Source organism: Neobacillus drentensis (assembly GCF_036962765.1).
GTDB lineage: Bacteria > Bacillota > Bacilli > Bacillales > Cytobacillaceae > Neobacillus > Neobacillus drentensis_C.
The window spans coordinates 1-18,228 of the sequence record NZ_JBALOS010000188.1 but is presented as its reverse complement, the minus strand read 5'-3'; the positions used below and the strand labels follow the sequence as shown (position 1 = coordinate 18,228).

At 36.9% G+C, this 18,228-nt stretch carries 20 protein-coding genes and 1 riboswitch; of the genes, 2 read left to right on the top strand and 18 right to left on the bottom strand.

Going from position 1 to position 18,228, the window contains the following annotated elements; translation table 11 throughout:
- Window positions 1-246: 246 nt before the first annotated feature.
- Window positions 247-379, bottom strand: a riboswitch (FMN riboswitch).
- A 144-nt stretch (window positions 380-523) separates the two neighbouring features.
- From V7137_RS21605 to V7137_RS21525, 17 genes are all read right to left on the bottom strand, one after another.
- Window positions 524-1,258, bottom strand: a complete 735-nt coding sequence (locus V7137_RS21605; RefSeq protein ID WP_335699976.1) for a peptidoglycan DD-metalloendopeptidase family protein — start codon at window positions 1,256-1,258, stop codon at window positions 524-526.
- A 257-nt stretch (window positions 1,259-1,515) separates the two neighbouring features.
- Window positions 1,516-2,691, bottom strand: a complete 1,176-nt coding sequence (locus V7137_RS21600) for a hypothetical protein (RefSeq protein ID WP_335699975.1) — start codon at window positions 2,689-2,691, stop codon at window positions 1,516-1,518.
- On the bottom strand, window positions 2,666-3,217 hold the full coding sequence (sigX, locus tag V7137_RS21595) for an RNA polymerase sigma factor SigX (protein ID WP_335699974.1): 552 nt from the start codon (window positions 3,215-3,217) through the stop codon (window positions 2,666-2,668). Before sigX ends, V7137_RS21600 begins: the two co-directional genes overlap by 26 nt.
- Before the next feature lie 332 nt (window positions 3,218-3,549).
- A complete protein-coding gene (locus V7137_RS21590; protein WP_335699973.1) occupies window positions 3,550-5,325 on the bottom strand; it encodes an ATP-binding protein in 1,776 nt (591 codons plus the stop codon).
- On the bottom strand, window positions 5,322-6,038 hold the full coding sequence (locus V7137_RS21585; protein ID WP_218349135.1) for a response regulator transcription factor: 717 nt from the start codon (window positions 6,036-6,038) through the stop codon (window positions 5,322-5,324). The genes V7137_RS21590 and V7137_RS21585 overlap by 4 nt, the downstream gene beginning before the upstream one ends.
- A gap of 183 nt (window positions 6,039-6,221) precedes the next feature.
- Window positions 6,222-7,409, bottom strand: coding sequence for a c-type cytochrome biogenesis protein CcsB (gene ccsB / locus V7137_RS21580; RefSeq protein ID WP_335699972.1), 1,188 nt, complete (start codon window positions 7,407-7,409; stop codon window positions 6,222-6,224).
- The gene (gene resB, locus V7137_RS21575) at window positions 7,410-9,032 is read right to left on the bottom strand and encodes a cytochrome c biogenesis protein ResB (protein WP_335699971.1); all 1,623 of its coding nucleotides are present in this window, start codon (window positions 9,030-9,032) and stop codon (window positions 7,410-7,412) included.
- A 20-nt stretch (window positions 9,033-9,052) separates the two neighbouring features.
- The gene (gene resA, locus V7137_RS21570) at window positions 9,053-9,577 is read right to left on the bottom strand and encodes a thiol-disulfide oxidoreductase ResA (RefSeq protein ID WP_335699970.1); all 525 of its coding nucleotides are present in this window, start codon (window positions 9,575-9,577) and stop codon (window positions 9,053-9,055) included.
- A 98-nt stretch (window positions 9,578-9,675) separates the two neighbouring features.
- Window positions 9,676-10,413, bottom strand: coding sequence for a 23S rRNA pseudouridine(2605) synthase RluB (gene rluB / locus V7137_RS21565; RefSeq protein ID WP_335699969.1), 738 nt, complete (start codon window positions 10,411-10,413; stop codon window positions 9,676-9,678).
- A gap of 407 nt (window positions 10,414-10,820) precedes the next feature.
- Complete coding sequence (locus V7137_RS21560) at window positions 10,821-11,357, bottom strand: spore maturation protein (protein WP_335699968.1); 537 nt, start codon at window positions 11,355-11,357, stop codon at window positions 10,821-10,823.
- A gap of 6 nt (window positions 11,358-11,363) precedes the next feature.
- Window positions 11,364-11,951 (bottom strand): nucleoside recognition domain-containing protein, encoded by a 588-nt coding sequence (locus V7137_RS21555; RefSeq protein WP_335699967.1) that lies wholly within the window; start codon window positions 11,949-11,951, stop codon window positions 11,364-11,366.
- Window positions 11,944-13,089: a D-alanyl-D-alanine carboxypeptidase family protein gene (locus V7137_RS21550; RefSeq protein WP_335699966.1), complete on the bottom strand. Its 1,146-nt coding sequence runs from the start codon at window positions 13,087-13,089 to the stop codon at window positions 11,944-11,946. Before V7137_RS21550 ends, V7137_RS21555 begins: the two co-directional genes overlap by 8 nt.
- A 184-nt stretch (window positions 13,090-13,273) precedes the next feature.
- A complete protein-coding gene (locus V7137_RS21545; protein WP_335699965.1) occupies window positions 13,274-14,164 on the bottom strand; it encodes a superoxide dismutase in 891 nt (296 codons plus the stop codon).
- A 120-nt stretch (window positions 14,165-14,284) separates the two neighbouring features.
- On the bottom strand, window positions 14,285-14,773 hold the full coding sequence (locus V7137_RS21540; protein ID WP_335699964.1) for a YpuI family protein: 489 nt from the start codon (window positions 14,771-14,773) through the stop codon (window positions 14,285-14,287).
- A gap of 35 nt (window positions 14,774-14,808) precedes the next feature.
- Entirely contained in the window at window positions 14,809-15,228 is a 420-nt protein-coding gene (locus V7137_RS21535) for a hypothetical protein (RefSeq protein ID WP_335699963.1), read from the bottom strand.
- A gap of 119 nt (window positions 15,229-15,347) precedes the next feature.
- Window positions 15,348-15,935 (bottom strand): SMC-Scp complex subunit ScpB, encoded by a 588-nt coding sequence (gene scpB / locus V7137_RS21530; RefSeq protein WP_335699962.1) that lies wholly within the window; start codon window positions 15,933-15,935, stop codon window positions 15,348-15,350.
- Window positions 15,922-16,692, bottom strand: coding sequence for a segregation/condensation protein A (locus V7137_RS21525; protein WP_335699961.1), 771 nt, complete (start codon window positions 16,690-16,692; stop codon window positions 15,922-15,924). Before V7137_RS21525 ends, scpB begins: the two co-directional genes overlap by 14 nt.
- Window positions 16,693-16,900: 208 nt before the next feature.
- Between V7137_RS21525 and V7137_RS21520 the strand changes: the two genes are divergently transcribed.
- Together V7137_RS21520 and V7137_RS21515 are read left to right on the top strand one after the other, a co-directional pair.
- A complete protein-coding gene (locus V7137_RS21520) occupies window positions 16,901-16,987 on the top strand; it encodes a YjcZ family sporulation protein (RefSeq protein WP_142292238.1) in 87 nt (28 codons plus the stop codon).
- Window positions 16,988-17,168: 181 nt separating this feature from the next.
- Window positions 17,169-17,690, top strand: a complete 522-nt coding sequence (locus tag V7137_RS21515; RefSeq protein WP_335699960.1) for a DUF309 domain-containing protein — start codon at window positions 17,169-17,171, stop codon at window positions 17,688-17,690.
- Between the two features lie 29 nt (window positions 17,691-17,719).
- Here the strand turns inward: V7137_RS21515 and V7137_RS21510 are convergent, their stop codons facing one another.
- Window positions 17,720-18,070, bottom strand: coding sequence for a GNAT family N-acetyltransferase (locus V7137_RS21510; RefSeq protein ID WP_335699959.1), 351 nt, complete (start codon window positions 18,068-18,070; stop codon window positions 17,720-17,722).
- Between the last annotated feature and the right edge of the window lie 158 nt (window positions 18,071-18,228).

Genomic DNA, 18,228 nt, shown 5'->3' with positions numbered 1-18,228 from the left:
CAGATAGGCAATACTACTCAGCATTCCAATTGACACATAAGCCTTTACATTCATTTTTCTCTTTTTCTTCATCTTCTTCATCTTCCTCTCTCCTTTTTTGATCCATCGCGTTAAGGAAGAGAGGTTCAGCAAACAGCGCAACCTATGTAAATAAAAACTCCCTCAACAATGTTTGCTTGAGGGAGTTAACAAAGGCACGCTTAATAAACGTTCTTTACAATTGTAATTTTTGAACGTCTGCAGAACCTCCATCTTCTCCCATCCAGACTATACTGTCGGCTTTGGAATCGCACCAAATCCTGCCAAATACGGCTCGCGGGCTTATGAGCTTTACTCAAATACCGCCGATCGGGAATTTCACCCTGCCCCGAAGATAGATCGATATTTAATTACAAATTTAATTATACTTTAGAACCGATTTTTTGTTAAGTAAAAGGTTCTCACTTTAACGAGTTTGTAACTTTTATAGCCATTTCAACAACAAAACCCACTGACAGTAGTCAACGGGTTTTGTTGTTGTACATTAATTTACATTTAAAATTTGCTTAGGTTTAATCAAATCCGAGGAAAGATGATTAAGCTCTTTAATACGTTTAACTGAGATGTTTCTTTTCATCGAAATCGAATATAATGTATCACCTTGTTTAACGATATATGGTTTTAGCTTATCTTCATTTTGGATTTTAATATGTGAACTTGCCTCTAATACATCGTCATAACTGGCAGCGATACCTCCTCGTACCATCTCCCCTGTGTCGGCTCTTCCTAGGATCTTTTCAGGATCCAAGGCAAACTTCTTATCATATCTCCACTCTTCTTGATGGGTTTCAAAATGAAGATGGGTTCCAGTAGCTTGTCCAGTTTTCCCCATTTTCCCTATTTCTGTACCTTGCTTAACTTTTTGACCTTCAAATACATTTCGTTTGTTTAAGTGTGCATAGACAGTAACAAAATGACTTGGATGTTTAATAAACACTACATTTCCATATGTATTAGAATAATAAGATTTTACCACCTGTCCGTCAGCTACCGCAAGGACAGGTGTATTCAATTTTCCAGCGATATCAATCCCCTTATGTTTGCCCATCCTCGTTCCATATGTATCAGAAATAATCCCATCTGCAGGCCAAATCCATCCATCTTTTACCTCATTTTCAACCTTCATGCTTGCTTCCGAATGTCTTCCTCCTAAAAATAACAAACTGACACATAGCGCCATAATTAGGGCTATAATAACCCTTTTTATGTAGTCTCGCATTTTCTTTTGTCAACCTCCTTAGTTCTTTTCCTCCTCCAAACAATATGTTGTTTCGTTCACATTTAGAACATATTCCTTATTGGAGAAGTGATTAGGCATACTTGTTATAATTTGGAGACAACCGTTATTTTATACATATGCAGTGTAATATTTGTATTTTGATTTCCGTTCCAATCAACATTGCTATATTATCAACTATAACCTTTAACACAGTCCTTACATAAAAAAAATCAACCATCATCGGTTGATTGGGAAAATTATTGAATCGTCCGTAGGTTCGGAGCTCGAGGGACTTTGTTTTCTCTTGAAAGGTCAAATGGTCCAATATTATTTATTGGGGGATTCGTAATAACGACTTTTTCTAAACCAAATTCTTTTGCTGTCAATAACAGTGATTCATAAGCATTTATTGTTGTTTGGTCTTCTTCAATGATGGTATTTTCCTTAATTGTAACAATTAATGTTTTTTCCTTAATAGATACCTCACTTATAGGCAATGAAGGAATAAGCGAACTTTTTAACCCTAGTAAAGGATGATCCTTCTTCATCGCATCTAAAGCAGTCTGAATATCTTTAAAAGTGTCGATGGATGGGACTAAGTAGGGTATTTCATTACCTTCGGAATAGTAAAAGAAGAAGGCATGATTCTTTTCATCATGAATATTTAATTCTTCCTGGCGCCCAAAATTTCCTAACTCAATTCCAGGGTTACCATTAGTTGAGAACTTTATTTTTTTGAAATTACTGTTTGTAGAAATATCCTTTTGTAAAACATTCATAAAATTTGTTTCTGTTGCTGATCCTTGTCCATACTGGTGGTTTTCCGGGACATCAACCAAAACAGTTTTATTTTTATCATCAAGATTTAATGTAGCATTTAGTGGATAGAACTCACTTAATCCCCATTCCTGCTCCTTTAAATTTTCCATATTTTCATTAAATAGCGTAAGCCATGTTTTATCTTTTGTATCATTTACTATGGTTGAAACTGGAATAAGAATTTGTGCTTGCGGGTCAGGAATCCAATAAGTTAACACTTTTCCCTTCCCCACTTCTTCATCATAGATAGCCGTTTTCATAATTTTTATTTTTTCCGCACTTGAAAATGTTCTTGCTTTTGAACTTGCATTATCCTCTTGCAAGGAAATGGAGGATTTTTCATCCGCTGTTTGCATATCTTGTTTTTCTGAAGATTTTTCTTGACTTACTTTATCTCCCGAGTATAGGGTCCCGACCATTAATTTTGGAACTAAGATAAAGAATATGAGCAAGGCAGCCACTGTGGCTAAGCCAGGTACCAGCCATTGTTTTGTTTTTGCTTTCCTAATCGAAAGATTTTGATATATGTCACGAGGATTGCGATCATCTTGTATTTTAGGCATTTGCCTTAGTAATTCTTCGAGCTGCTTATCGCTCCACTCTGACTTTTTCACTAGCTGATCCCTCCTTTTCATAAGACAATTCCATATGTTTCTTCAAAACCTTTAAGGAACGGTGTTGTGTTGTTTTCACCTTACTTTCAGTCCATCCTAAAGCTTGAGCTGTTTCAGAAATAGACAAATCTTGAATATACCGGAGTATAATAACTGCGCGTTGATCAAAAGTGCAATATTCCAGGCAGTTGTACACCCACCTTATTTCCTCCCTTTGCACCGCGATTTCTTCCGGTATCGGATACCTATCTTTCAGTTGGTCAGTCGACCAATCAAATTTTTCCAGCAATCGTTCTTTCCATCCTTTTTGTTTTCGGAAAAAGTCGATGGCTACATTTCTGGCAATCGAAAATAACCATGTTTTCTCACTGCTCTTTCCTTCAAAACGTCCATAGGATTTAAAAACCCTAATATAGACCTCCTGAACCAGGTCTTCGGCTTGTTCTTTATTTCTTACCATATAAAATAGAAATTGAAATACGTCATGATGATATTTTTGATAAAGTTCATCGAAAACGGAGTCCATCAATTCCCCTCCCCGTTCATAATATTAGTCGATTTTTATGTATAAAAGTTTCACCTTATAAATATAGACTTTTTTGTGACAAAAGGAAAGGTATTATTTGGAATTCAATTCCCAAATAATATAAAAAACTCATCCCTTTAAGGGATGAGCATTTTATTGTAAATAGCTCCAGCCACTAGGGACTCGAGGTCATAGGCCAATCCGTCGAGAAGGTTAAAAATCAACCTTCCTGACGGCTCATCTTATACTTGTCAATCCTAAAAACAAGTCGCTTCCGCTTTTAAGTGTTTCTCATGAATCAAGAACAATCGGCAAAAAACTTGTTCTTTTTACTATTTTCGTGGTATGAGGAAGGAAAATGTCGTACCTTGACCGAGTTTACTTTGAACAGAAATATGACCACGATGTGCATCGATAATATTTTTAGCTATGGCAAGACCCAGGCCTGTCCCAGCTCTGCCTCTCGTTCGGGCTTTATCAGCTTTATAAAACCGTTCAAAGACAAATGGCAAGTCTTCTTCAGGAATACCAGACCCAGAATCCTTCACTCGAATCATGATCCCTTTATCTTCTGATGTCACACTTAAATTTACCGAACCACCTTTAGGTGTATGTCTGATTGCATTATCAATTAAATTAGTGAGTACTTGTTCAATACGATCAGGGTCAAAGGAAATAGAGCTGATTCCATTAGCAATATCTGCGTACAACTGAATTTCATTATCTTTGGCTAAGCCTTGAAACTTGTGGATAATCCGATTAATAAATGCGGTAATATCCATTTCTTCCATTGTTAATTGGATATGTCCTGCTTCCATACGGGCCAAATCAAGTAACTCATTAACAAGCCGCCCCATCCGCAATGATTCATCATAGATGACCTTAGCCATTTCCTTTTTCTCTTCCTGGGATTCAGCAATATCGTCAACAATTGCCTCACTATAACCTTGTAACATGGATATCGGCGTTCTAAGTTCATGTGAAACATTAGCAATAAAGTCTTTTCTCATTTTTTCTAACTGCCGTTCCTCTGTCATATCCCTTAGAACAGCAACTGCACCACGAATAAATTGATTACTATATAACGGACTAACTAGCATGACCCAATGCCTTCCTTGAAATGAAATTTCACCCACTTGTTCTGCTTCAGTATCAACTGCCTGTTGAAATAGATCCATCACTTCTGGAGGTATAGCTTCTGAATCGGGACTATATCCCTCCATTTCATAATACCAATACTGAAGAAAACGGTCTGCGGGAGGATTGGTAATGAGGATTGTTCCATCCCGATTAAAAGTTATAACACCATCAGCCATACTGCTTAAAATACTGGAGAGTTGCTCTTTCTCTTGGCTTAGAGCACTCATATTAAATTTTAATTGCCTGCCCATTTGATTAAACGCAGTTGCAAGTTCACCAATTTCATCATGAGTAAGAATGGGAACCTTGGTATCGAATTTCCCCCTTGCGACTTCAAAAGCTGCTTCTTTCATCTTTCTTAACGGAGCGGTAATTCTTGTTGACAAAAAGAAAGCAAATATAGTCGTAAGGATGATAGCGACACCCGCAACCAGTAGAATAAATTTGGTTGTTTCATGGGTTGTTTCTTGCATGACTTCCAATGATTGATAAATGAAAACTGCACTATGTTCTTCCCCAGGAATGTGCAAAGGGACACCGATTATCGTATACTGAGTTCCCTTATCATCATTGAAAGCCAGATTGGAAATTTTCTCTACATTTACATCCTTATTAAAGACTTTTGATAAACTTGGATCATTTTTAATATCTGCCAATGATAACCTTTTGGTCTTTTCCGTGTTTGGAGAGTAATAGATTTCATTTTCATTTTTAATAATCACTACATTATATACTTTATCGATAATTTCCCAGGATATCTCTACTCCTAATGAAAATTCTCCATTAGAGTGTTCTTCAATAACGTAAGCAATCTTCTCAGCTGTGTTGGTCAAATCCTTCTTCATCTCAAGAGTATTGTAGTTTTGGAAAAATTCGAGAAGCATGATTGTTAAGATGAATAGCACAAATGATACTAACAAAAGGATCGTTAACCATAGCTTTCCTACAACACTTCTTAAAAATGTCATTCATTAATAACCTCAAATTTATAGCCTACACCCCAAACTGTAACAATCATTCTTGCAGCTTGTTCGGAAACTTTGTTTAATTTTTCACGGAGGCGCTTAACATGTGTATCAACCGTACGTAAATCCCCAAAAAATTCATAATGCCATACTTCTTTAAGTAACTGTTCGCGATCAAAGACTTTATCAGGTGCTTTCGCTAAGAAATAAAGTAATTCATATTCTTTCGGTGTTAAACTTACTTCTTTACCATCAGCAGATACTCTGTGTGCATCATTATCAATTGTTAAGTGTGGAAAAACAATAACGTCTTTCGTTGTTGTTTCCGTTTGCAGGTAACTTGTTTGCGATGACCTTCTTAATAAAGCTTTAACTCGTAAAACAACTTCCCTTGGGCTGAATGGTTTGACAATATAATCATCTGTCCCCACTTCAAAGCCTTGGACACGATTAATCTCTTCACCTTTCGCGGTAAGCATGATTACCGGTGTTGCCTTTTTCTCTCTTAATTCACGACAAACTTCAATTCCATCCTTACCAGGCATCATTAGGTCGAGAAGAATCGCATCATAATCATTTTCAAATGCCTTCTCTAGAGCCTCATTTCCGTCTTCCGCTTCATCAATTTTATAATCTTCACGCTCTAAATACATTTTTAATAAACGACGAATTCTTTCCTCGTCATCTACCACTAAAATTTTCACATCTTTTTCCATTATTAATCCCCCCATGGAGTTTATTTTACAAAACGGGATTGTTTTATGCTATATTTTCGTGATAATTAGTCCTGTAAAAAGTGTCTAAATAATGACAACTATTACAGAATAAAGATTTTTAAAAAGCCTTCACTTATAAATAAGTGAAGGCTATAAAATTAAAGGTTCTTTTTTTCTTTCCTATTAAGAACCTGCATAAGAATGAAGTCCAGCAATAACAAGATTAACTGCAACTAGGTTAAACATAATGATGACAAAGCCAATGACAGCTAGCCATGCGGATTTTTCTCCATGCCATCCTTTTGAAAGACGGAGATGTAAAAATGCTGCATAGAACAACCATGTAATTAACGCCCAAACTTCTTTTGGGTCCCACCCCCAGAACCTTGACCACGCCATTTGTGCCCAAATCATAGCAAAAATAAGCGCACCAAGCGTAAAAACTGGGAAACCGATTAATACAGACCTATAGCTAATCTCATCAACAAAGTCTAATTTAATATTTTTCACAATCGGTTTTAGGGCTGCCGCAATTCGCTTTCTTAAAATTAAACGAATTATGCCGTAAATAACGAGTCCCGCCATCAATGACCAGATGACAGTATTTAATTTTTTAGCATTGATGAAGGCAGGCACTTCAAACAAGGGCTTGAATCCATCTTTCGTTAGCAGTTCTCCTTCATGAGGTCCGGAAATCGCAGGCATCGTATATTCAACAACTGCCTCATTATCATGTTTATCCATCCAATTAAATTTTTCATGATAACCCATTCCTGAAAAAATCGAAGATATAGCAACAAATCCTAGAACGACAACTAATGAAAACATTACAACCTCTAACCAAAAAGTCCGCTTGCTGGGTTTTGTTTGATCGATTGCCTTTACAAGATAAATAAGACCTGCCGCAAAACTAATCGCTAAAATGGCTTCTCCAATCGCAGCTGTTGTTACGTGAATATGCAGCCAGTAACTTTGTAATGCGGGTATTAATGGGGATATGTCTTTTGGAAACATACTAGCGTAAGCAATTACTAAAATGGCTACAGGCATTGTAAATAATCCTAGTAAGGTCGTCCGATAAATAAAATAAATAACAATAAATGCACCGACAAGAGCCATTCCAAAGAATGTTGTAAACTCAAACATGTTGCTGACTGGAGCGTGTCCCGCAGCAATCCATCTAGTAATGAAGTACCCTAATTGCGAGATAAAACCAACAATCGTTAAAAAGACTGCGATTTTTCCCCACCTATTGGTTCCTTGCTTTTCATAATCAGCCTTTTTGGATTTAATTGACCCACCAAAAAATAGAGTGGCTACTAAATACAAAATAAATGAAATAAATAATAAATTACTACTTAGTGTTGCCAACTAGGCTCCCCCTTTGTCCGTTTCTTCTATTTGCGCTTGATCGAGCGGCATTGCAAGATTCGTATCTGCCAATACAACTTCCATCTCTCGCTTTAAACCATACCAATTTTTGTTTGTATGTGCAGCAATCCACACTTGTCCATTTTTGTTTTGAATCCAGATGCGACGATGGTTCCAATAAGCACCTTGAATAACACCGATCATAAAGATGATTCCACCTATAATAATCACCCATAATGTTGAATCCTTTCGAACAATAAATCCTGAAACGTTTGTCGTTTCAATGCCTTTAAACGTCATCTTATACTGATTATCACCGAAAGGTTCAATCGTTTGCTTGATGGCTACAAAACTAGTTTCCCCTTTTGGCTTTTCAGGAGAGACCATCCGAAAGACAAAAGCCGGGTTGTTTGGTACTCGGGATTTAGTTGATGGTTCACCATTGTCCGCAAATTCAAAGTCGGGAAAATAGTTTAGTATTTCAACCGAGTAACCATTTCCAAGATCATACTTCATCTTCGGATCCCGGAGATCAATGGTAAGTTCCCCAGCTGATTTATTTGTCTGTTGATTTGTCAATGCAAATGACATCTTACTTAATTCATTCCTGAATGAAGCTTGAAAAACCGAATAGCCTTCATAGGTAAGTGGTAAATTAACCCGAACCTTATAATCTTTAATTTTCTTAAGCGTCGGTTTCTCACCAGGCAGATTTTCTCCAACATGCTTATATAGAATAACATTGGATTGATAATTTTTTACTACTTCTCCGGCCTTATTAATCGCCTTTTCAAAGGTTTTATCTTTATTTTTATCATAGTGCTCCAGAATGAACTTATTATTATGAAGATAGAACTGCCCATCCGTCTCTGGAACAACAGCTGTTTCGCCTTCGCGTACCCAAAGGTCTTCATTTACGTACATTCCGGGAATAAAGCGGAGCATTCCACCAAATAAGAAAATAATCAAACCAACATGGTTTACATATGGACCCCAGCGAGAAAATCTGCCTTTTTCCGCTAAAATATCACCATTTTCTTCACGAATATGGTAACGTCGTTTCTGTAAATGTTTTTTAATCGCCGTGTAATCACCTTCACCTGCTGCTTCGTTCACACCAAAAACACGCTGGCGTTTTAAAAAGCCCTCATGCCTAGTTACCCTTTGGGCCTTAAGAGCCTTATATAAAGGCACAACCCGATCAAGACTACAAATTACTAGCGAAATACCGATCATCGCAATCAAGATTAAGTACCACCAGGAACCATATAAGTCATTGAATCCTAATTGGTAATATAATTTACCAAACCAGCCGTATTCTTGCTCGTAATATACATCTGCAGGTAAATTAATATACATTTCCTGAGGTAAAATGGTTCCAAGAGATGAGGCAATTAAAGTAATAATTATCAGCCAAACGCCAACCTTTACCGATGAAAAAAAGTTCCATATTTTATCAATAATAGTTTTATTGTATGTTTGTGAACGGCGTGCACTACCTTCATAGCGCATATCAATAAGCTGTTCTGAGTTAGTTTGAATGATTAGCTCTTTTCCACAGGCTTCACATAAAACGGTTCCATGTGGATTCACATGCCCACATTCACATTTAACATCTTTCATAAAAAAAACTCCCTACAACCTTATGGTTTAATTTTCTCCATAAACTCCCTTACTTTTTCTTCGGTAAGTTCACCCGTATAATACTTTACGACCTTGCCGTTCTTATCAATCAAAAATGTAGCTGGAAGCGGATCAATTCCATAAGTATTCATCACTTCTTTATCCGTATCAATCATAATCGGAAAATCCAGTTTTAACCGTTCAGCAAATTGATTAACAGCGAGTTCAGATTCTTGAATATCTACTGTCAAGACTTGTACGCCTTTGTCTTTATACTGATGATACTGATTATTAATATAGGGCATTTCTTTTTTACAAGGCGGACACCATGTTCCCCAGAAATTCAAGAAAACACCCTGTCCGCGGTAATCTGTCAGCTGATGTTTATTCCCTTGCATATCTACCAATGCAAAATCAGGCGCCTGTCCACCCACCGCTACTTTTTGTTTGGTATCCTTCGTAAAATTAGCATATAGCGTATAAACAACGGCTGAACCTAGTAATAGTAAGATGATTGATCTTATAACTAATCGCCGCTTTTTCATAAATAACCCTCCAATAAATCACCTGACACAGTTTGTTTAAATTATAGCATTTTCCAACATAACCACAGTGTTAAAGCAGAACATAATTTGTGACGGTTTTATGAATTTTTTTTACCTGACCCCATTCCAAATGCTCTCAGCTGTTTTACTTCATGCGGAGTCAGTTCTCTTGCATCACCTGTCCTCAACCCACTTAGTGTTAAGAAGCCATATCGTTCACGCTTCAATTTCAACACTTCATGGCCAATTGCGTCGAACATCCTTCTAACCTGACGATTTCTACCTTCATGGATGGTTATTTCAACGATCGCAGTTTGTTTCTTATTATCTGCAGAGAGTAATTTCACTCTTGCAGGGGCTGTTTTTCCATCTTCTAAACGGATGCCTCTTTCGAGTTTCCTCAGATTTTCCTTTAATGGAATTCCTTTAATTTTTGCCACATAAACTTTATCAATTTCATTTTTAGGATGCATGAGCAAATTAGCAAATTCTCCATCATTGGTTAACACTAATAAACCAGATGTATCATAATCTAGGCGTCCAACTGGATATATTCTTTCCTTTAAGTGCGGAAAGAAATCTGTGACGACCTTTCTGCCCTTTTCATCATTAACGCTTGATATAACACCTCTTGGTTTATATAAAAGGAAATAAACAGGTTCTTCTTTCTCAATCTGAATTTCATTTACTTCTACCCTATCAGATGGTGATACCTTCAGACCTAGTTCAGTAACAACCTTTCCATTTACCTTTACTCGCCCTTCTTTTATCAATTCCTCAGATTTTCTTCTAGAAGCAATGCCCGCTCGAGCAATTACTTTTTGCAATCTTTCCATTATTCCACCTCGAATTTATCTATATAAAAAGATAAGATTCCAGCATAGTGCTATTGTTTCGTTTGAGCAATTCGATCAGATTGAATGCACGTAAACGAAAACAGGAACCTATCCTTATGAATTATGACACAATTCCTCCACTTTTCAAAGTAAGGGATTTTAATAGGTTAAAAAATAAGGCTGTGTAATACGTGCATGTTAACTTCCGCTTCAAGGGCTTCGCTTTCCGCGGGCGGTCCGTGGAGCCTCCTTGGCGCTTAGGCCTGCGGGGTCTCCCCAGCCCGTACTCCCACAGGAGTCTCGCCCTTTCCGATCCAATCAACACGGCTAAACTATCAACAATAACTTTGTACACAGCCAAAAATAAAAAAGCATGTCCAAAAGAACATGCCTCATATATTCTATTATTATTTATTTCCAAAAATAAAAGCTACTACTGCAATCGCCGCGATAATGCCGACAACGTCAGCGAGAAGACCTACTTTAAGAGCGTCACCCATTTTTTTAATACCAACCGCTCCAAAATAGACCGTTAAAACATAAAAAGTCGTGTCAGTGCTCCCTTGCAAAACAGATGCTAAACGGCCAATAAATGAATCAGGGCCATAAACCGCAATTAAATCACTCGTCATCCCAAGTGCAGCGTTACCAGAAATCGGTCTAATCAGTAGTAATGGAACAATTTCAGCAGGCACTCCCATTGTTTTCATGAGTGGACGAATCCAATTCATAAGAGCATCCAATGCACCTGATGCCCTGAAGACGGAAATCGCCACGAGCATACCCACAAGAAAGGGGATAATCGATACGGCAATTTTAATGCCTTCCTTTCCGCCTTCAACAAAACTTTCATAAGTTGAGACGCGTTTGATCGTTCCATATAATAGAATAAACCCAATCAATAAGGGGATAAAAGTTAGGGATATAGTCGAAATCAGTTCCATGTTTCTTCATCCTTTTCTGTTTCTGCGATAGTAGAAATAACGGTCGATTAAGATTGCTCCTATTGCAGAGATAATTGTTGCAATGATTGTTGGAATGACAATCTCGGTAGGGGAAGCAGAATGATAATTCATTCTAATCGCTATGACAGTTGTGGGAATAATCGTAATGCTCGCCGTATTAATGGCTAAAAAGGTGACCATGGACCTGCTGGCTGAATTCTTTCCTCCATTTAACTTTTTTAGTTCCTCCATCGCCTTTATACCTAGAGGAGTGGCTGCATTTCCTAATCCAAACATGTTGGAAATCATATTTGATAATATATACCCCATTGCTGGATGGTTTACCGGTACTTCAGGGAAAAGTCGTTTAACAAGTGGACGAAATAGTCGGGAAAGACGTTCTAAAAGGCCAGATTCCTCAGCAATTCGCATCATTCCCAGCCAAAAGACAAGGACACTAATTAGCCCGATGCAAAGTGTCACTGCTTCTTTCGCCCCATCAAAGATTGCTTTGTTCACTTCAGCCATTGTCCCATTGATTAGTGCGAAAATAAAACCAATAATGATCATAAACCCCCAGATATAATTAACCATTGTCCTTCACACCAATGAAGATCAGAAAAATTTTCTTTACAAAATCAAACAATCCTTCTTTCTTTTCGGGTAAGCTTTGATAGTAAATGGGGGTTTCTTGGACCACTCGCCCGTCTAAATATACTGCTGCCTTACCTACAACCTCATCATTTTTCTTATCTTCATAAAATTTTTTGGCCGGCTTATTCAACTTATATTTAATCGAAAACAAATCCATTTCCTCACTCGTTACCGGATAGACAATGGTTTTCTTAACGAATAAATGATTCTTATAATATTTATTTTTAATACCATCAATTTTCCCCTCAGATAATACTTCAGCCATATCAAATCCTTTAAAACCACTTTCATACATGGTAATATGGTCATTCCAATCATCTGGGTCATTCAAAGTGACTGCAATTAAACTCATATCTCCCTTTGTTGCAGTAGTGACCAGGGTCCGTTTTGCCCGTTTTGTGTAACCTGTTTTTCCACCAGTTGTATATTTATATTTTGCTAGCAATCGATTTTTATTTTTCCAAACACGATCCCAATCCTCTGTTGGGTTCGATGCTCGATAGACCTTTGTACCAGAGATTTTTTTAAAGGTTTTATCCTGCATGGCATAACGCATTAATATGGCCATATCGTAAGCAGTGGAATAGTGCTCTTCATGATCATCAAGGCCATGAGGATTAGAAAAATGGGTATTTAACATCCCAATTTCCTTTGCCTTTTGATTCATTAAATAGACAAATCCTTCTACACTTCCACCAACATATTCGGCAATGGCTACAGCGGTGTCATTTCCAGACCTAAGCATCAATCCATAAACTAAATCTTTAAGTTTAATTTTTTCACCGGGCTTTAAATAAACAGAGGATCCTTCTGCGTGAGTTGCTTGTTCACTTACTTTTACATATTGATTCATTTTCCCTGATTCAATTGCAAGTTTCGCAGTCATTATTTTAGTAATACTTGCGATTCGCCTTTTTGTGTGGGCATCTTTCTCATAAAGGATACGCCCTGAATTCTGCTCTATCAAAACAGCACTTGCTGCACTTACGGAAACAGAAGCTTCCACCTTTTGAGGAATGTTAGCAATGAATAGTGAGACTATGAGAGAAAAAATAACTAGCTTCCAAATCATTCTCATTAGATTAACCTCGTCCCCTTGTAAAGTTATCTACTCTAGCGCCAAGGCGCGTCTGCTTTTCATATTTCTTGTACAAGTTTATGCAGGACGAGTCTTGTTATGACTATTTATTCAGAAAAGCCGATTGCAGCAAAAACGAAAGCAGACGACAGGTCACCGTCTGCTTTTAGGGGCTCGGCTTTTCTTAGAAAGCAGGCCATTTTATGTCCGCAGCTTTTTCATAGCGCATTTCTACATCATGCCAATTGACTATATTCCACCAGTTGTCTACATATTCAGGTCGTTTGTTCTTGTACTGAAGATAATAAGCATGCTCCCAAACATCTAATACTAAGAGTGGAATTGTGTCCCATTGGGTCAAAAGCATGTGTCGTTCAGATTGCAGGATCTCCAAATGCCTTGCTCGAGGTGACCAAACCAATAGCGCCCAGCCAACTCCCTCTACTTGTTTGGCCGCTTCAGAAAAATGCTTCTTAAAAGCCGAAAAACTACCAAAGTATTTTTCTATTTCACTTTTCAGCAGTCCTTTTGGGCTCCCTCCTCCATCAGGGCTCATGTTTTTCCAAAAAATCGTATGAAGGTAATGTCCTGATCCGTGAAAGGCAAGCTCTCTTGACCAATGTTTTATTAATGAAAAATCATTCGTTTCCCTTGCTTTTTTAAGATTAAGTTCTGCTTTATTTAATCCATCGACATAAGACTGGTGATGCTTATCGTGATGGAGCCTCATGATCTCCTCTGAAATATAGGGTTCTAAAGCATTATAGGTATAGGGTAACTCTGGTAGTGTATGCCCGCCAGGAGGAAGTGCTTTTTCTGCCACCACAATGACACCGCTGGCTTGTTTTCTACTAAAGTAATTTTCCATTTGCTCATGGATATTTTCAGCTTTAGCTTGTAGAGATAGCAGCTCTTCATTTGTCAACTGTTTTCTTGTATTTTCAATCAATTCAGTAAATTCGTCCAAATGTTCCCATAATTCGGAATTACCTCCCTCCTTATCTGATTGAAGAAACTGCTTCATTTGTTCATTCCAATCAAACATTTCGTTTACATACTGACTAAATTTATCCATACAATTCCCCATCCCCCACTTGGTATTGATAATTAATCTACCTAAATGGTATGAGTATTAGGAATTAATAAGAACAAAATAAAAAGCTGCCCTATTAGGACAGCCGATAAAAGGTCAAGCTTATTTTGATTGGATCATTTTTGTTCTGTAATCTGTTTCATAGTACTCAAGTTCTTCCCTTATTCTTTGAAAGTCACCTTCTAAACTTTTGACCAACTGAACGATGATGTCTGAAACAGGGCGGTAAAACTTAATGGAGTTCCTTCCGGTATAAGCGGATCTGCTGTCTTCATACCATGCATCATTCTTCGGCGAGAAAAACTCTTCAATACATTGATGATAAATTTTATACAGAGTTTTTTCAGCAGCAGCTTTTTGAAAAGGATTACCCTGTAAAATAACAGAACATGCATCAAATCCTTCTTCGCTATAAACACTTAATTTTCGTAAATTTGCTAAGATCAGTTTATTATAGTGACGATCCTCATCAGTTTCTAAGTTTAATTGTGAAATAGTTGTTTCATTTAAAAATTCCTCTAATATTGAAATGGACTTTCCAAGAAAACTCTTTACATCATTTAATTGTGTTTTTACCAATGTATTACCCATTGTTTACCCCCTAATTTATTACTTCGTTTTTTAGACTATTTTGGCTGCATTATGAATTCAAGTGGAGAACGAAGTTCATATTCTTTCTTTTGATTTAGAGAAAGAAAGATTTCAGGTAATTTACTATAATTGATATCTTGAAAATACGAAGAAAATTCCTGCTTAGAATTAATATAAAGCCGTTTCCGGCTGCGCAGGCCCGGATTTTTCAAAAGACAGACAAGCGCAACAATATCTTTAAAGGTAATTTCTTGATCTTGCTGAACAAAAATGGGGTCCTGTTGGTATGGTGTGAATTCATGGCGAAGTTCATCAAAATACCTTACATAAAGAACATGAAGTGTTTTTTCCTCTCCGTCCTCATAAAAAGTAATGATGCTTCTGTTAAAAAAATCCTCAGAAGTATTTGATTTTTCTTTTTCTAATTCAAACCCTTTACACTCTTTAATTAACAAATTAATTCCACTCCTTGGCCAATGAAAATATGGCAACTAAATCTGGTCAACTCATTGTGAAAGAATTGAATAATTTACTTAGATTTATTTTAACATAAATCCGAATAAGTATTTGAAAATTAAGAATTAATCGTTTCCTCAAATTTCTCGAAAAATAAATCTGCTTCTTCCTGAACGAATTCTTCTTCTGCCTTTTCAGGAAGTTGAGGAAGTTCTTCAATACTTTTAAGCCCAAAATAATCAAGGAACTCTTTTGTTGTCCCATATAAATAGGCTCTACCTGTACCTTCCGCACGACCAACCTCTTTGATCAACGCTTTTGCCATTAGGGTATGCAACGGTCTTTCCGTTTTGACACCACGTATTTCCTCAATTTCAGCCCGAGTTATTGGCTGCTTATAAGCTATGATTGCTAACGTTTCTAATGCTGCCTGTGATAATGTTGAAGTATGGGGGGAATCAACTAGTTTTTTTAAATAAGAAGCATTTTCTTTTTTCGTCGCAAGCTGGTAAGTTCCCGCAAGCTGGACGATCATAATTCCCCTATTGACGTCACGGTCATATTCTTTTTTCAGATCTACGATAATTTCATTTGCTTGTAGTTCACTAACTTCGAGGACCTCTGCTAGTTGTTTCAGTGAAAGTCCTTCGTCTCCGGCAGCAAACAAAAGGCTTTCAAGAATACTGTTCCAATTAATGATGTCCAACCATTTCTGCCCCTTTCTCTACAGCTTCGACATAAATATCTCCAAAGTTCTCTTGTTGGTGTGCATCTATCTCTTTTCTTTTAATTAACTCCAAGATCGCCAAAAAGGTTACAACGATGTGGTCCTTAGTGGGATAAGGAAATAAATCATTAAAGTTTTTCCGACCTGTTAGCTGTTTTAAATCATTCATAATTTCTGTCATTCTTGTGTCAATCGATATTTCTTGACGCGTAATCTTCGTGGCCATCGGGCGCTGAAGCTTCTTTCGCCGCATTAATTTTTGAAATGCAGCCAGCATATCATATAAAGATACATTTAACTCTGCTTTTTCAGGCTGGCTGTCTTTTGTAAACTCGGAGAGATCACTTGGAGGCTTTGTGTACATGAGCCCACGCTCCACCTCCATCGATTTTAAATCATGTGCCGCTTCTTTATACTTTCGATATTCTATTAGACGCTCAACAAGTTCGTCTCTTGGATCCTCTTCATATAACATGTCAGGATCCTCATGATCAAGAACCTCCTCATGCTTGGGCAAAAGCATTTTACTCTTGATTACAAGTAAAGTCGCAGCCATCACCAAAAACTCGCTTGCTACATCTAACTTAAGCTCATTCATTGTCTTTATATACATTAAGTATTGCTCGGTTATTTGGGCAACAGGAATATCATATATATCAATTTCCAGCCCATTAATTAAATGGAGCAACAAATCTAACGGTCCTTCAAATGCATCAATTTTCACCTGATATGGCATTGTACTTCACCAAAATTCTTTAAAAATAAGTTGTTAATTATTCATTTCGACTATTAATAGTATAGAGGATTAGATAAGGTTATCCAATAGAAAAATCAACTTGACGTGGGAATATTATCAAATCATGATGTTTGCCCATAACAATGGACAAATATCCTACATATGATGACAAGGAAAAGAACAAAACAACTTTTAGGAGGTATTAAATATGTCTGACGGATTTGGATCCGGATTTGCGTTAATTGTAGTTCTATTTATCTTGTTAATTATCGTTGGTGCTTCCTGGGTTTATTAATTAATCTTGGCAGGCTAAAAGGAACTGCCACCAAACCGGTTCCCTTAGGCATCCAATTTTAGTTAGACCTTTTGTCCCCGTCATCCTTGACGGGTTTTTTTCATTTAGGGATCTTTGGTTTATTTAGGATCCATTAAACTGTGATAAACTAAAAATAAATATTTAGTAAGGAGGTAATTGCTTGTACCCGAGCGAGTATATCCAATTTTTAGCACATTTTCATGGAGATCGTGATTATTTCGAATGCCACGAACTTCTCGAAGACTATTGGAAAAAGATTGATTCGAGAAACAAAGATTCCATCTGGGTGGGATTAATCTTAATGTCCGTGTCTCTTTATCATCATCGCCGCCATAATTTTAGCGGTGCAAAGAGGACGTTAATAAAAGCAATTAAGATTTTTGAATTACAGCCAGATGCTATGACTAAACTAGGGTTACAGAATGTGGAGCTTTTACATTTATTAAATGGACTGCTATCCGCCCTTGAAAAAGGAGAATCCTATCAAAGCGTTTCCCTGCCTATCTCAGACAAAGCCTTAGCAGAACTTTCGAGAAAGACATGTGAACAAAAAGGGTTTATTTGGGGAAGGGAAAGCGATTTAAAAAATAAATCCATTATCGATCGTCATAAATTGCGTGACAGAACCAGCATAATAGAAGAAAGACAGCAGTCATTAAAAATGCGAAAAGGCAGCGAATAAATAATTATTCACTGCCTTTTGAATGTAATCTAGCAAAAATCACATTTTTCGATAAAAGCGGCCGTATTTTCATTCGCAGTAATTTCTTTTTCCGCATACATTTCTTTTAATGCTTTAACCATTTTTTTACCGATTCCCTGATACCGATGGGAGGGATTAACGGAGATATGCAAGATTTCTAAAGAATTGGTGTCATTGTGATTCAAGACACCCAAAAGCCCGATAATATCTTCTTCTTTCCAAAGAAATAGCTGCCATTCCTCTTCGGTTTCATATTCTTTCATAGTATGCTGGAGCTTTTTTAAGTCTTTTTCGCTTGGCATAAAGGACAATAATCCCATGGCTATTTTTTCGAAAGTTTTCTTATAACGAATTAACATTTAGATCCCTCATTATATTAAATAAACCGATTAATTAGATGGTTTAACAATAGTATATTTTTACCAAGTAATTCAATATTAAACATTATTCATTATATGTAGGTAAAGTTATTATGTTTCATTAATCACCATGATACATAATAAATGGTCAATCATCA